Source organism: Nonomuraea sp. NPDC050022 (genome assembly GCF_044460705.1).
GTDB lineage: Bacteria > Actinomycetota > Actinomycetes > Streptosporangiales > Streptosporangiaceae > Nonomuraea.
The window spans coordinates 797534-812321 of the sequence record NZ_JBITKE010000001.1 but is presented as its reverse complement, the minus strand read 5'-3'; the positions used below and the strand labels follow the sequence as shown (position 1 = coordinate 812321).

Genomic DNA, 14788 nt, shown 5'->3' with positions numbered 1-14788 from the left:
TCATGCCTCGTCTTCGTCTTCAGGCAGGCGCGCGGAGGCGACGGCCACCGCGAGCACCTTGCCGTCGGTGTGGCTGAGCGAGAGCCGGATCTGCTGGCCGGACCCGGCTGCCGCGCGCAGCGCCCCGGCGAGCCGGACGGCCGGCGGGTGCCCGGTGTGGCAGACGGCGGTCTTCGCGCAGTTGGCGGTGGGCCTGGGCAGCACCTCCGCCTGGCCGAGGTGCTCGGCCGTGGGAGCGACACCGAGGAGGCGGAGCACCGCGTACTTGCCTGCCAGCCGCCCGGCCCAGTGCTGGAGCGTGCGGCCGTACCCCGACCTGAGGCGCTCGGCCGCCGTGTACACCTCTTCGAGGCGCATGTCGCCGACCAGCTCCTGAGGCCGGGAGAGCCCGGCGAAGCCGACCATCGCGCTGCCCCACCGGTTCATGCCGCGATCTCCCTGGACAATCGCCGGAGGGTGGCGGGCTCGGCCAGGCTCAGGCAGCGCGCGCCCGCCCGGCGCGACAGGCCCGCCAGTACCTTGCTGTCGCCCACCTCGACACCGGGGGCGAACTCCTCCACCGCGTTCACCGTGTCCGTCCACCGGACCCGCCCGGTGAGCTGGGCGACCAGCGCGTCCCTGAGCGTGGCGAGGTCGGTGGTGGGCTCGCCGGTCACGTTCGGGACCACGGGTACGAGGGGCTCGCTCATCGGCGCGGCTCGCACCGCCTCGGCCCAGGCGGGGACGGCCGCCGCCATCAGCGGTGAGTGGAAGGCGTTGCCCACCCGCAGCGGCACGATCTTGCTGGCCCGGGTGGCGAGCTTGCCCAGCCGGTCCAGGGCCGGCAGCGCGCCGGAGACCACCACGTGGCCCGGCGCGTTCTCCAGGCCCACGACCAGCGGCTCGTCCACGGAGCCCGCCTCGGCGGCCAGCGCCTCGACCTCCTCGACCGGCAGCCCCATCACCGCGTGCATCCCACCCGTGTCACCGACCTCGGCCATCAGCCGGGACCTGAGCTCGACCAGCCGTACGGTGTCGGCGAATGTGAGCACGCCCGCCGCGTGCAGCGCGCTCAGCTCGCCGACGCTGTGCCCGGCGACCACGAGCGGCTCGAACCCCTCCTCCAGCAGCACCGCCAGCGCCGCCAGGTTGCACGCGGTCACCGCGACCTGCGCGTGCTCGGTCGCCACCAGCCGCTCCAGCGGCCCGCGAGCGCACAGCGGGGTGATGGGCTGTGCGAGCAGCGCGTCAACCTCGTCGAGCCGCGCTCGCGCCACGGGTCTGCGACGCAGCCACGCACCCATACCGACACGGACCGTGCCTTGTCCTGGGAAGAGAAATCCAAGCATTGCGCAGCACTCCTTTCGCCTACAGCCGCCTGCGCGGTCGCCTCTCCTCATGAGCGGCCTGCTCGGTGCCGAGGAAGCCGAGGAGCAGCTTGTTCACCTCATCGGGGGCGTCGAGCGGGAGCCAGTGGCCCGCGTCCTCGACGCGCTCGTAGCGCCAGGGCCCCTTCACGTACTTGCCGGAGGCCGACATGCCCTCCTCCAGCAGCGCCTTGTCCCCCGCTCCCCAGATGCCGAGCGTGGGCGCCAGCACGGGCGGGAAGGGGCGGGCCGGCCGCAGCTCGGCCTCGGGCGAGCGGTTGGCGCGGTACCAGTTCAGGCCCGCCGTCAGGGCGCCGGGCCGGGCCAGGTCGCGCAGGTAGCGGTCGTAGTCGCCGTCGCGGCCCATGATCTCCTTGAACAGCCGCCACCCGTTGCGCCGCAGCAGCTCCTCGCTCACACCGGGGAACTGGTAGAAGAGCATGTACCAGGAGGCCATCCGCTGCTCCAGCGAAGGAGTGGCGAAGACGCCCGGGTGCCCGACCGACAGCACCGCCAGGTGGTCGAGCCTGCGGGGCATCAGGAAGGCGTACATCCAGGCGATGGCCGCACCCCAGTCGTGGCCGACGATGTGCGGCCGGCGGATGCCGAGCTTCATGGTCAGGGCGACGACGTCGTTGACGATCGTCTGCATCCCGTACGCCTCGATCTCCTGCGGCTTGCCGGAGTCGCCGAACCCGCGCAGATCCGGCGCGATCACCCGGAAGCCGCCCTCGACTAGGGCCGGGATCTGGTGCCGCCACAGGTAGGAGGAGTCGGGGAAGCCGTGCAGCAGGACTACGGGATCGCCTTCGCCCTCGTCCACGTAGGCCAGCTCGACGTCGTTGACCTGGATCCTCTTCTTGTTCATGCCGTCTCCCTGAACAACCGCTCGGCGAAGAACTCGCTGAAACCGAACTCCGGCACGTCCTCGGGGGCGACCATGTTGAGCAGCCCGGTCACCTGCGCGGCGAAGTTCTTGGCCATGAGCTTGCGGACCCGGCGCCGCCGCTCCGTGGCCGCGGGCCCGAACTCCACGTGCAGCCTGCTGATGATCGACGCGCCGAAGTCGAGACGCTCCAGGCGGAAGTCCCGCTCCTCCAGGTACGGCGCGAACGCCGCGGGCGACCAGTCGTCGCCGCCGAGCAGGATGTCGCAGACGGTACGGGAGTCGCGCAGGGCGCAGGAGAGCCCGGTGCCGAGCACGGTGTCGGCGTTGCCGGCCTCGTCGCCGATCAGCACCACGCCCTCGGTCAGCGGCGGCCCCTCGGGGACGCTGGACACCGACGGCCACACCGACAGCGGCCCCGCCGGTACGGCCTCGGTCACCGCCTTGCCCCTGTCGGGCAGGCAGTCGAGCTCGAAGGCGGCCAGGAAACGCTCGACGCCGCCGGGGCCGCGGTAGCGGAGCTTGTTGACCGTGGGGAAGTTCAGGTAGAGGCGGGCCCGGCCATAGCCCTGGGGGAAGACCATGAACATGACGTCACCTTCGGTGCCCATGGCCTGGACGTCGGCGGGCCAGCCGTCCATGCCCTCGACCATCATGCCGCCGCCCCAGTGGTGCATGGAGTTGCGCATCCGGACGCCGATCTGACGGCCGACGGTGTTGCCCCGGCCCGTGGCGCCGAGCACCATCCTGGCCCGGATCTCCCGCGGGCCCTCTTCGGTCTGGTAGGTCACCACCGGCTCGCGACCCGGCGTGACGGTGACCCGGGCCGCGTCCAGCACCAGCCGGGCACCACTGTCCACGGCCTGCGCCGCCATCAGCTCGCACACCTGGTAGTGCGGGAACGACATCGGCCCGCCGATGCCGGGGATGAAGCGGGTCATGTCCACCGCTTCGACCTCGTCCTCGGTGACGGCCTCGTCCCAGGTCATCCACTCCCGGATCTCCCAGCCGCCGCCCGCCCCGAAGCAGTCGTAGACGCCCAGCCGCTGCGCCTCCCTGATCCCCCAGGGGGCCAGCCACTCGCCGCGGACCAGGTCCCGGTACTCCTCCTGCTTCTCCAGCAGCACGACGGACAGCCCGCCGGCGGCCAGCTTGCAGGCCGCCGAGGCGCCCGCGATGCCGCCTCCGGCAATGACGACGTCGGCGTAGTCGACGGTCATGCCTCCCACCTCTCCCAGTACGTACGTTCGTGGGCCCCGTACCGATCCGCCGGCCGGAACTCGGTGCCGAGCGTGTAGGCGACCGGGATCAGGCACACCTGGGTGACCCCGGTCGGGATGCCGAGCAGCTCGCCCACCTGACGCTCGTGGGGGACGTGCATGCAGGTGATCGTGCTGCCGAGGCCCCGGCTGCGCAGTGCCAGCTGGAACGACCAGATCGCCGGGAAGATGGAGCCGTAGAAGATGCTCGCCCGCATCGGGCCGTGCTGGACCAGGTGTCCCGGGTCCTCGGGGACCTTGTCGGCCATCCGCCGGTCCCAGGCCGTGTTGATGGCCTCGATGTCCGGCGGGCGGCCCAGGACGCAGGGCATGACCAGGACGGGCACCCGCCCGATGGTCTCGACCAGCGCCTCGGCCGAGTCGTAGTTCTTGCGGGCCTGCCGGTTGTTACGGCGTCTGCCCGCGTTCGTCCACATGTCGTTGCGGTGGAACGTCCAGGAGGTCGAGATCATCTCGGCGATCCGCTCCTTGACCGCCGGGTCGGTGATGACCAGCCAGCGCCAGTTCTGGTGGTTGTTGGCGGTCGGGGCCTGGACGGCGACCTGGAGGGCCTCCTGTACGACCTCGCGGGGCACGGGCCGCTCCAGGTCGAGCCGCCGCCGCACCGACCGGGTGGTGGTCAGCAGCCGGTCCGTCTCGGCCACGTCGAAGGGCGGTGCCTGCGCGGGGCCCAGGGTCACGGTCATGGCGCCCCCAGCAGTACAGCGCCGCGCACCGAGCCGGGCGCGGCGGTCAGCACCAGCGCCTGGCCGATCGGGTCGGGCAGGTCCGGCTTGGTCACGTACGAGGCCGGCTCGCCCGCGTGCGGCTCGACGAGCCCGATGAGGGCGGGGGCGATCCCGTCGCGGATCGCCAGGGCGGCCATGGCGATGTTCATGGCGCCGGTGGCGGCCTGGCAGTCGCCGGTGAGTCCCGCCGACGTGGTGAGCACCGCGCCGGGCAGAGCCGTCAACACGGCGGCCGACTCCTCGGCGTCGCCAGGAACCCCGGTGCCCGCGCCGACCACCAGCTCGGGCCGGGCTTCGGGCAGCCGGGCGAGCACCCGCGCGACCAGATCCCGACCGCCCGCGTGGCCCGTCGTGGTCGGGTCCGCGCCGCTCGCCTGGCCCGTCGTGGTCGGGTTCCCGCCGCTCGCGTGGCCGGTCCCCATGACCCGCGCGTACGGGCGCCCGCCACGTCTCGTGCAGTGCTCGGCGGACTCCACCAGGAAGGCCACCGCCGCCGACCCGGGAACCGTGCCGGAGTGCCGCCGGTCGTACGGCGACACCACGGCGTCGCCGACAGCCGTGGCGACCGTCTCGTCGGCCGCGACCACCAGCACCACGTCCGCCTTGCCCGCCCTGATCATCTCCAGCGCGCAGTCCAGGGCGATCGAGGCCGAGGCGCCGCCGTTGCAGATCGTGGTGGTGGGCCCGCGCAGGCCGAGCGTCTGGCAGACGGCGCCGCCGGTGGCGTTCAGCACGACGTTGGAGAAGCTCAGCACGGCCGGCTTGTTCGGGTTCGCGGCGATGCTCTCGTCGAACCCGCCGGTGCTCTCCGCCGACCCGGCGCCCGTGGCGAACACCAGCCCGACGTCGTCGAGCTCCTTCCTGGGCAACTGCAGCCCGGCGTCCTCCCAGGCCAGCCGGGAGGCGGCGATCGCCATCCTGGACAGGTGGTTCATGTGCCGCCACAGCGAGCGCGGCGCGAACGTCCGCCCGTCGAGCGACGGCGCCTGCCCGGCCGCCTGGCGCCCAGTGACGATAGCCTCGGCCACCTCGCCGATGCCGGTGCCCAGCCCGGTCACTGGTCCGAGCCCGGTGATCACGGCCGCCGCGTCCGGCAGCTCGTCGTACTCCCGCGCGGCCCGCGGCGTCGTCAGCACGAGCGAGACGTTGTTGCCGCCGAAGGCGTAGTTGTTCGACACCACGGTGTCGATCGGCAGCTCCCGTGCCACGTTGGGCACGAAGTCCAGGTCACCCGGTACGGCGTCGTCGGCGAAGCCGATGGTGGGCGGCGCGGTGCCGTGCCGCAGGGCCAGCACGCTCGCGACGGCCTCCACCGCGCCCGCGGCGCCCAGCGTGTGGCCGACGAACGACTTGATGCTGCTGGTGGGCACCCGTCCGGCCCGCTCGCCGAACACCACCCGCATGACCTTGGCCTCCATGGCGTCGTTGGCCGGAGTGCCGGTGCCGTGGCCGCTCACGTAGCCCACGTCGTCCGTGGTCAGGCCCGCGTCAGCGAGCGCCCGCCGTACCGCGCTCGCCCCTCCCCGCCCCGTGGGGTCGGGCGCGGTGGCGTGGTAGGCGTCGGCCGACAGGCCGTAGCCGGCGACCTCCGCCAGTGGCGTGGCGCCTCTCGCGAGCGCCCGGTCCAGCGGCTCCAGCAGCAGGAACGCCGCTCCCTCGCCGAGGTTGAGCCCGTCGGAGTGGCTGTACGGGCGGCACGGGCCGGTGCTGAGCGCCTTGAGCCCGGCGAAGCCCGCGTACGTGCCGAAGAGCAGCGGATCCACGCCCCCGGCCAGGACGACGTCGGCCTCGCCGGTGAGGATCTTGTCCTTGGCGAGCCCGACCGCGTTGCCGCCCGCCGCGCAGGCGGTGGACACCAGGATGCGCGGGCCGCGCATGCCGAGCCGGTCCGCGACCACGTCCTCGGTGCGGTGCATGGGCTGGTAGCGGCCCACGGCGTCGGGGGTCGCCTGGCATTTGCCGAGGATGATGCCGAACCGGTCGGGGTCCGCGCCGGTCAGGCCCGCCTGCTCGATCGCCTGGCGGGCGGCGATCAGCGCGAGCCGGGCGGTACGGTCCAGGCCGGCGTCGGATTCCGGTAGCCCTCCGTCGATCCACTCGTCGGGAACCTGGCCCGCGTGCCGCGCCTCGAACACCGCGAAGTTCTCGTCCAGGACCGGCGTGAGACCGCCGGTGCCCGACACGAGCCGCTGCCAGAACTCCGCGGGATCGCGGCCGATCGCACAGATGATGCCCAGGCCGGTGACGACGACAGGCCGCAGCGCCATGCTTGTCTCCTTCTCAGAAGCCCGATCAGATGATCGGGATGCTCCAGCTCTTGGGCACGATGTACGGGCTGGTCAGCGTGGTCACCTCGACGCCGTCCACGGTGAAGTCCAGACCGGCGGCGGCCAGCTCCGCGTCGACCCTGGCCAGGCCGAGCGTGGCGCCCAGACCGGCGCTGCGCACCGCGTGCACCACCTCGCCGATGTCCTGGCCGCCCGCCAGCACCCTGGCGCCCGCCTCGGGGATGGCGTCGCCGCCGGTGAAACCGACCGTGCGGCGGCCCTGGCCCGACTCGAACGCCGCCAGCACCGCCTCCCTGCCGACGAACTCGTCCTTGGTGACGTCGACCAGCCAGTTGGCGCCGATCTCGATCACGCTCGCCCCGGCCGTCGCCTCATGGCGCGGGATCGGCTGGCGTACCTCCAGCATGGCCAGCTCGAGGGCCTCCTGGCCGGCCGCTCCCGCGTGCTCAAGCGCCTGGCACCACAGCTCGGCCGCGGACTCGATGGGCACGATCATCTGGTAGCCGTACTCGCCGGTAAAACCGGTCCGGGCGAAGATGATCTCGGTGCCGTTCCACTCGGTCTCCACCACCGACTCGAACGGCAGCGAGGCCAGCTCGCCGTCGATCAGCCGCCCCACCACGCCCCAGGCGTAGGGCCCCTCCAGGGCCAGGACCGTGAGGTCGGCCGACCGGTCGGTGATCACCACGCCCTCGTCGTTGTGCTCCTCCAGGTGCTCCAGCAGGCGCGTACCGGCGCCGCAGGAGCTCTCCAGCAGGATCCCGTTCTCCCGGCCGAAGGCCAGCACCTGGTCGACGACCTGCCCGGACTCGTCCAGGACCAGGCTCATCATGCAGCGCTCCGAAGTGAGGTACTCCACGTCGCGGGCGAGCAGCCGCTGCGCGAAGTCCACGGCCGCGGGCCCGGTGATCTCGATGAGGCGGTTCCCGCCCAGGTCGAGGACGGCGGCGCGCTCCCTGAGCACCCGATACTCATCGGCCGACTCGGAGAAGCGCAGCGGGACCGAGCTGTCACCCACCTCGCCGTAGACGGTGCCCTCCGGATGCAGGTTCGCGAGGACGGTAGCCATGCTTCACACCTTTCGTACGGAACGTTGACCCGCCGGATCGGCGATCGTGAGGTTTCCTTCGGCGGCGACCTGGCCGTCCACCCGCGCCGACACCCGGTACTCGGCGAACCCGGCGCCGCCCCCGGTCCGCTCGGCCGACAGGGTCAGCTGGTCGCCGGGGACGACGGGACGGCGGAACCGCATCGACCTGACGCCGGCCAGGTAGCTGATCTCGCTCGCGCCCGCCAGGGCGAAGACCACCCCGGCGAGCTGGGCCAGCGCTTCGATGATCACGATGCCGGGCAGCACGGCCGCGGTCGGGAAGTGGCCCTGGAACCAGAGTTCGGTCCCGGCGACGTTCTTGGTCGCGGTGCCCTTGACGCCCGGCTCCACCCTGCTGACCCGGTCGAGCAGGAGCATCGGCCAGCGGTGCGGGAGCACCTGCCTGATCTGGTCATGGTTCAGCCCGGTCGCCGTGGCCGCCGACCTGACCGCCTGCGCCGTCGTGGCGGCTTTCGCCGCGGCCGTGCCCGTCGCCGTAGCCGCTGCCGAGGCCGCGACTGTGGCCGAGGCCGTGGCCGCCGCTGTGGCCGAGGCGAGCTGGGTGGCGCCGATCGTCATGGCGTCGCCCGCAGAGCGGGGTTGACCTCGTCCGCCAGCCGCGACACCGAGCCGAAGACGGCCATCTCGCTGTCGTACAGCGCCACGCCGAACTCGGCCTCGATGGCGACGTACAACTCCAGGACGTCGAGGCTGTCGAGTTCGAGGCCGCGCCCGAAGAGCGGCTGGTCGTCGGTGATCCAGTCCGGCTCGATCTCCAGGTCGAGCCGGGACACGATCATCTTCTTGATCTGGGTGCACGTCTGCCGGCGCTCGGCGGCCTTCGCGCGGAGCTGGTCGAGGGTCATCCATCCTCCATGTGCCTCGTGACGGGGGCTTGCGGTCGGGGACTGGTTCACGGTTCGTGCCGAGATCGGCTCACAGCGGGTGGGCTCAGCAAGTGGGGACTCAGCGGGTGGGGCTCAGCGGGTGGTTTCGCGGCGGGTGGACTCGCGACGCGGCGGGTCAGCCGAGGCCGCCGCCGTGGGCGACCACCACCGCGCCGGACATGTACGACGCCTTGTCGGAGGCGAGGAAGCTCACGATCGTCGCGATCTCCTCCGGCCGGCCCATGCGGCCCAGCCGGATGCGCGTCTCGTAGTCCTTCCTGATCTTGGCGGGCACCTTGCGCGTCATGTCGGTGGTCACGAACCCGGGCGCCACCACGTTGGCCCGGATCCCGTGCGGGGCCGCCTCGTTCGACAGCGCCTGGGTGAAGGCGATGATCGCGCCCTTGGAGGCCACGTAGTTCGTCTGGCCGGGGAAGCCGCCGTCCAGCCCGCTGGTCGAGGACACGGTCACGATCGCGCCCCGCCGCTGGTGCTGCATGATGCGCAGCGCCTCCCGGCAGGTCAGGAAGGTGCCGGTGACGTTGGTGTCGATGGGCCCGCGGAACTGTTCCAGGCTCATGGCGACGAGATAGCGGTCCAGCGTGATGCCGGCGCTCGTCACCAGCACGTCCAGGCGGCCGTGATCGGCTCGTACGCCCTGGAACATCCGCCGTACCTCGGCCTCGTCCGTTACATCGGCGCGCACGGCCGTCGCGCTGCCGCCCTCTTTCCCGATCAGGGCGACGACCTCCTCGGCGTCCGCCTCCGAACGGGCGTAGTTGACCACGACGTGGGCACCCTCCCGGGCCAGGTCGAGCGCGACCGCCCGGCCGATGCCGCGCGACCCGCCCGTAACCAGGGCCACGGAGCCTTCGGCAAAGAGCATCATCGTCTCCAGGGGTTTGACAATGCGCATACCAAACAATTGGTACCTGCACCGATAAAGCTACTAAAGGCGGATATCACGCCTGTATCATCCGGTTATCCATGCATTGACGGCGATAAGCAGATATACGACGCTAACAACATGCACGAGGTCGATGTTGAGGTTCTTATCGTCGGTGGCGGGCCGGTCGGCCTGGCGGCATCCATCGAGCTCTCCCGGCACGGAATATCCTCCCTTCTCGTGGAGAGGCACCCGGGGACCGCGATTTTCCCGAAAGCGCGCCTCATTTCCACCAGAACCATGGAAATCTTCCGGTCCTGGGGAATCGCCGAGGAGGTGGAGGGCGCGGGAATGCCCCGCGAGGACGTGCTGGCGGTCGGCGTCGGCACCTCGCTGGCCTCCGATGACTTCGTACGGGCCGCGGCGGCGATCGACCGGGACGCGCCGCAGAGCCCCACGTACACCTACCTCTGCTCGCAGGACATCCTCGAAGTGATCCTGCGCAGGGTCGCCGAGTCTCACCCACGGTCCGACGTCCGCTTCGCGACCGCCATGACGGACCTCCGCGTCACCGCCGACGGCGTGGAGGCGACCATCGAGCCCACGGCCGCATCCACCACCGGACCAGCGGCTGGGCCCAGGACCGGGCAGGCTCCCGACCCCATGACCGAGCCCGAGAGCTGGAACGGCGACGGGGACGGGGACGGGCCGATGCTCGTGCGGGCGCGTTATCTTGTGGCAGCCGACGGGAGCCGCAGCGGGATCCGGGACCGGCTCGGGATCGAGGTCGTGGGGCCGCCGCCGCTGGGGCACATGGTCAGCGTCATGTTCGACGCCGACCTCGGCGAGCTGCCCGCCGACCGCCGGGTGGCGCTGTCGTTCCTGCGCAGCGACCCGCCGTGCGCGGTGGAGGCGGTCGACAACAAGCGGCGCTGGATGATCCAGACCGGCTACGACCCGAGCACCGGCGGCAGCGCGGCCGACTTCACCGAAAAGGCGTGCGTCGCGGCGGTACGCTCGGCCGTCGGCCTGCCCAACCTGCCCGTCACCGTCGTCGGGGTCATGCCATGGCTGCAGCAGGCGGTGGTGGCGACCGGGTTCCGCAGCGGTCCGGTCTTCCTGGCCGGCGACGCCGCGCACGCGACCACTCCGCAGGGCGGGTTCGGGATGAACTGCGGCATCCAGGACGCGCACAATCTGGCCTGGAAGCTGGCCGCCGTCCTTAACGGGACGGCCGGTGCGGAGCTGCTGGCCACATACGACGCCGAGCGCCGCCCCATAGCCGCCAGGACAGTGGACGAGAGCCTGACCAACGCCCTGATCACCCTGCGCATGATGCAAGGGCAGCTGTCGATGGACCAGGCGATCGAGCAGCAGGCCGAGCGCCGCAGCTCCGAGGGCCTGATCCTGGGCTTCCGCTACGAGTCGGCCGCGGTGGTGCCCGACGGCACGCCGGACCCGGCACCGGCGGATCCCTACCGGACCTACGTCCCGACGGCCCGCCCCGGCCACCGCGCCCCCCACGTCTGGCTGACCTCCCGGGAGGGCAGGGTGTCGACGCTCGACCTGCTGGGCCCGGCCTTCACCCTCATGACCCCGACCGGCAGCGGGTGGGTCCAGCCCGCCAAGGAGGCGGCGCACCGGCTCGGCGTCACGCTGTCCGTCGTCGAGATCTCCCGTGCGGGCGAGAGCGAGCCCGACGCGCCGCTCACCTCCCCGACCTGGGCGGAGGAGTACGGCGTCGGCGACACCGGGGCCGTGCTGGTCCGCCCTGACGGTCATGTCGGCTGGCGTTCGCCCGGCGGAGCGGCGTCGCAGGCCGCGCTGGCCGGCGCGTTGGGCGCCATCCTGGCCAGGTCGTGATGGTGGCGGGCCCGCGTACGCATCTGCGCGGCCCCGAGGCGTACGGACAGGGGGTTGCCTGACGACGTGGCGACCAGGTCGGTGACGGCCTGGGCCACGGTCGGCGTGTAGGGCGCGCCGACGAGCATGTCGGCGAGCTCCCGCGCCGCCTCGGCCGGGAGCGGGCGGACGAACTCGCGGTGCGCGCCCTGCCTGGCCACCAGGTCGTCGAGCGGGTCGGCGCTGGTGACGATGACCCGGCAGTTGGCGCCGCCGGGGAGCAGCGGCAGCACCTGGGCGCTGTCCTTGACGTCGTCCAGCACCACGAGCAGTCGTCTGCGCGCCGTACAGCTGCGGTAGAGCGCCAGCTTCTCGGCGGGGTCGAGGGGGATGTCCTGGGCGGGCACGCCGAGCGCCCGCAGGAACCGGTCGACCACCGCGCCGGCGGACACGCCGCGCATGTCGGCGTACAGCTGCCCGTCGGGGAACCAGTCGATCCTGGCGTGCGCCCAGCGCAGGGCCAGCGCCGACTTGCCCACCCCACGCGGGCCGCTCAGGACCATCGTCCCCGGCATCGCCACCTCGGGCTCGGGCCGCAGCGCCGCGTCCAGCGCGGCGAGCTCGCCCGTGCGGCCGACGTACGGCAGGACCTGCGGAGGCAGCTGCGACGGTACGACCGGTCCCGCGCCGGACGGCCGGTGGGCGGCGGGCCGCATGAGCCCGGACTCGTCGCGGAGCACCTGGTCGTGCAGCCGCCGCAGCGCCGGGCCCGGTTCGAGGCCGATCTGCTCCAGCAGGTAGCGGCGCGTCTCCTGGTAGGTGCGCAACGCCTCGGCCCGCCGGCCGGCCCGGTACTGCGCCAGCATGAGCTGGGCCCGGACCCGCTCCCGGAACGGGCATTCCGCCACGAGGGCCAGCAGTTCGGGGATCACCCGGTGGTGGTGCCCCAGGTCGATCTCCAGCTCAAGGCACGCCTCCAGGGCCTCAAGGCGGGACTCCTCCATCCGCGCGACGTCGTACCGCAGACCGCGAATGTCCTCGAACGGGTTGCCCCGCCACAGCGCGAGCGCCTCCCGCAGCAGCAGGACGGCGTCCTCGCGGGCCCGGCCCGCCGCCTGGCCGCGCGCCCGCGCCACCAGCGCCCCGAACCGGAGCCAGTCGATGTCCTCGGCCGAGACCCGCAGCAGGTAGCCGGGGCTGGAGGTCTCGATCGCCGCGGCCCCTAGGGTCCTGCGCAGCCGCGACACGCAGATGGCGATCTGCCGCCCCGCGCTCTGCGGCGCCGAGCCGGCCCAGACGGTCTCGATCAGCCGGTCGACGCTGACGACCCGGTTGGCGTTCAGGACCAGGCTGGCCAGGATCGCCAGCTCCCTGTTCGCGCAGATCTGTAGCTCTTCGCCGTCGTCGAACACCCGGAGCGGGCCGAGGACGTGGAATTCGAGTGCCATCAGCGTTCCGTCCCGGCCTGATAAAGATATTGTCGCGCCATGTGGGAATCTCTCCCGCCGATAACTCGGGATATGCACTACTCACAAAGCTAGTAACGGCTCCCTGGCCGAGTCACCCCTAAGCGGCCCCTGACGGGAGGCCGAACCCACTCGATAGGGGTGCCGCAGAATCCGCACCCCATGGCCGTCTCCAGGGGTCACCTAGGGGTCGGAAACCTATTCCGGCGGTCCTAGGATTCAACTCAGACGGATTGACCGGTACTTTGTCCGCTCGGGAGGCGATGCACAGTTCTCCGCCGTTGCACCCCCGGAACGCGAGAGGCCATCACACCATTCGGTGTGATGGCCTTCCGCATTGTGCTCAGCGCGAGAAGCTCACCGGGGAAAGTTCACCGGGCCGGGCCGCTGCTCTGGACGGCCGGCTGCGGGGCCAGGACGGCGATGGCCGTCACGATCAGGCCGTTGCCGGTCATCCACCGGCCGGTGAAGCCGCCCAGACGTTGCCCCTGCCAGCGGGGCCCGAGAACCAGGAGGCGCGCGGTGAACGTCCGCCGCACCGGATCCACCGTGATCGCCGCGTCCTGGAAGTCGAGCCACCGCTTCGCCAGCGGGAACCACGCCTTGTACACCGACTCCTTGGCGCAGAACAGCAGCCGGTCCCAGCTCATCCCCGGGTGCTCGGCGGCCAGAGCGCGAAGCATGTCACGCTCCTGCGGCAGCGAGATGGCCTCCACGACGCCTTCGGCCAGCGGCTTGTCGGGCTCGGCGTCGATGCCGATCGTCCCGGCCGCCTGGGCGAGCGCGGCGGCCCGGTAGCCGGCGCAGTGGGTGATGCTCCCGATGACGCCCAGCGGCCACAGCGGCTCGCCGCGCAGCCCCGACAGCACGGGCACCGGCGCCACGCCGAGCCGTTCCATCGCCTTGCGCGCGCACAGCCGCGCCGTCGTGAACTCCTTGCGCCGCTTGTCCACGGCCCGCTGGATCAGCCGTTCCTCCTCCGGGAAGAGCATCGTCCCGGGCGGGTCGTCGAAGGTGTCGTACGCCTTGACCGTCGCGGGCAGGATGTGCTCGATCATCTTCACTCCGGAGCTGGAAGTACGGTCCTGAGCGGGCCGCCGGTGCGCCCGCGCGGGACCCACTCGCGCGGATAGCCCAGAGAGACCTCTTCGAAGCGCACCCCGTCGTGGAACGTCGTGCGAGGGATGTGCAGATGCCCGTAGACGACCGCGACCGCGTCATAGTGCAGGGGCCAGGTGGCGGTCCGCTCGGTCCCGCACCACAGGGCGAACTCCGGGTGCCGCAGGATCCGGGTCGGCTCGCGGACGAGCGGATAGTGGTTGACCAGCACGGTGGGCAGGCGCGGATCCCGCTCGCCGAGGCGGCGCCGGGTCTCCGCGAGCCGCGCCCGGCACCAGGCGTCGCGGGTCGGGTAGGGGTCCGGATGCAGCAGATATTCGTCGGTGCAGACGACGCCCGCCTCGTGCGCGCGCTCCAGTGCCAGGCGCTTGCCCGCGCCGTTCGCGCCGAAGGTGTAGTCGTAGAGCAGGAACAGCGGGGCGACGGTCACCGGACCGCCGAGCCCCGTCCAGACCGGATAGGGATCCTCCGGCGTCAGCACGCCGAGGCCCCGGCACATCTCCACCAGGGCGAGGTAGCGGTGCTCGCCCCGTAACTGGATCGGATCGTCGCGCGGTGTCCACAACTCGTGGTTTCCGGGCGTCCAGACGACCGTGGAGAAACGGCTCTTGAGAAGGGTCAGCGCCCATTCGATGTCGGCGAACCGCTCGGCGACATCTCCGGCGATCAGCAGCCAGTCGTCGGCCGAATACGGAAAGACGTTCTGGACGACGGTCCTGTTCTCGGAGAAGGCCACATGGAGGTCGCTGACCGCCAGCAACCTCCCGCCACCCGACCCTCCAACGACCACCAGCACAGCTTATACAGCAGCATATCTCTGCGAAAGCCGACTTAACTACTTTATGGGGCGTCATCCTCGGAAGTAGGGGGGACGCCTAGGGGTTGTCGCAGGTCAGGGCGGCCCCTGAAGGAGTTCCCAGGTCAGCGGGTACGGGCAGAACTCGTGTCATCCAGGGGGCCCCGCAAAACG

At 71.7% G+C, this 14788-nt stretch carries 15 protein-coding genes; 1 reads left to right on the top strand and 14 read right to left on the bottom strand.

The window, feature by feature from the left end; all coding sequences use genetic code 11:
• From ACIBO2_RS03615 to ACIBO2_RS03565, 11 genes are all read right to left on the bottom strand, one after another.
• Positions 1-426 carry a phosphopantetheinyl transferase gene (locus tag ACIBO2_RS03615; RefSeq protein ID WP_358536487.1) on the bottom strand — a complete coding sequence of 142 codons (426 nt, stop codon included), beginning with the start codon at positions 424-426 and terminating at the stop codon, positions 1-3.
• On the bottom strand, positions 423-1328 hold the full coding sequence (locus tag ACIBO2_RS03610) for an ACP S-malonyltransferase (protein WP_397295163.1): 906 nt from the start codon (positions 1326-1328) through the stop codon (positions 423-425). Before ACIBO2_RS03610 ends, ACIBO2_RS03615 begins: the two co-directional genes overlap by 4 nt.
• Before the next feature lie 19 nt (positions 1329-1347).
• Positions 1348-2214, bottom strand: a complete 867-nt coding sequence (locus ACIBO2_RS03605; protein WP_358536481.1) for an alpha/beta fold hydrolase — start codon at positions 2212-2214, stop codon at positions 1348-1350.
• The gene (locus ACIBO2_RS03600; RefSeq protein ID WP_358536479.1) at positions 2211-3452 is read right to left on the bottom strand and encodes an FAD-dependent oxidoreductase; all 1242 of its coding nucleotides are present in this window, start codon (positions 3450-3452) and stop codon (positions 2211-2213) included. Before ACIBO2_RS03600 ends, ACIBO2_RS03605 begins: the two co-directional genes overlap by 4 nt.
• A complete protein-coding gene (locus tag ACIBO2_RS03595; protein WP_358536476.1) occupies positions 3449-4198 on the bottom strand; it encodes a nitroreductase family protein in 750 nt (249 codons plus the stop codon). The genes ACIBO2_RS03600 and ACIBO2_RS03595 overlap by 4 nt, the downstream gene beginning before the upstream one ends.
• Positions 4195-6507, bottom strand: a complete 2313-nt coding sequence (locus ACIBO2_RS03590) for a beta-ketoacyl-[acyl-carrier-protein] synthase family protein (RefSeq protein WP_358536473.1) — start codon at positions 6505-6507, stop codon at positions 4195-4197. The genes ACIBO2_RS03595 and ACIBO2_RS03590 overlap by 4 nt, the downstream gene beginning before the upstream one ends.
• Before the next feature lie 25 nt (positions 6508-6532).
• On the bottom strand, positions 6533-7597 hold the full coding sequence (locus tag ACIBO2_RS03585; RefSeq protein WP_358536470.1) for a glycine cleavage T C-terminal barrel domain-containing protein: 1065 nt from the start codon (positions 7595-7597) through the stop codon (positions 6533-6535).
• Positions 7598-7600: 3 nt separating this feature from the next.
• Positions 7601-8197 carry a 3-hydroxyacyl-ACP dehydratase FabZ gene (fabZ, locus tag ACIBO2_RS03580; protein WP_358536467.1) on the bottom strand — a complete coding sequence of 199 codons (597 nt, stop codon included), beginning with the start codon at positions 8195-8197 and terminating at the stop codon, positions 7601-7603.
• A complete protein-coding gene (locus ACIBO2_RS03575) occupies positions 8194-8484 on the bottom strand; it encodes an acyl carrier protein (RefSeq protein WP_225290089.1) in 291 nt (96 codons plus the stop codon). The genes fabZ and ACIBO2_RS03575 overlap by 4 nt, the downstream gene beginning before the upstream one ends.
• 157 nt (positions 8485-8641) lie before the next feature.
• A complete protein-coding gene (locus ACIBO2_RS03570) occupies positions 8642-9421 on the bottom strand; it encodes a 3-oxoacyl-ACP reductase family protein (protein WP_357647233.1) in 780 nt (259 codons plus the stop codon).
• A 57-nt stretch (positions 9422-9478) separates the two neighbouring features.
• Positions 9479-9613 (bottom strand): hypothetical protein, encoded by a 135-nt coding sequence (locus ACIBO2_RS03565; protein ID WP_358537564.1) that lies wholly within the window; start codon positions 9611-9613, stop codon positions 9479-9481.
• Between ACIBO2_RS03565 and ACIBO2_RS03560 the strand changes: the two genes are divergently transcribed.
• Entirely contained in the window at positions 9560-11254 is a 1695-nt protein-coding gene (locus ACIBO2_RS03560) for an FAD-dependent monooxygenase (protein ID WP_397295712.1), read from the top strand. The genes ACIBO2_RS03565 and ACIBO2_RS03560 overlap by 54 nt on opposite strands.
• Here ACIBO2_RS03560 and ACIBO2_RS03555 read toward each other — a convergent pair.
• The 3 genes from ACIBO2_RS03555 to ACIBO2_RS03545 form a co-directional block, all read right to left on the bottom strand.
• On the bottom strand, positions 11170-12681 hold the full coding sequence (locus tag ACIBO2_RS03555; RefSeq protein ID WP_397295158.1) for a BTAD domain-containing putative transcriptional regulator: 1512 nt from the start codon (positions 12679-12681) through the stop codon (positions 11170-11172). The genes ACIBO2_RS03560 and ACIBO2_RS03555 overlap by 85 nt on opposite strands.
• Before the next feature lie 389 nt (positions 12682-13070).
• Positions 13071-13757 (bottom strand): 4'-phosphopantetheinyl transferase superfamily protein, encoded by a 687-nt coding sequence (locus ACIBO2_RS03550; protein WP_358536462.1) that lies wholly within the window; start codon positions 13755-13757, stop codon positions 13071-13073.
• A 2-nt stretch (positions 13758-13759) separates the two neighbouring features.
• Entirely contained in the window at positions 13760-14608 is an 849-nt protein-coding gene (locus tag ACIBO2_RS03545; protein WP_357942026.1) for a metallophosphoesterase, read from the bottom strand.
• Positions 14609-14788: the final 180 nt, after the last annotated feature.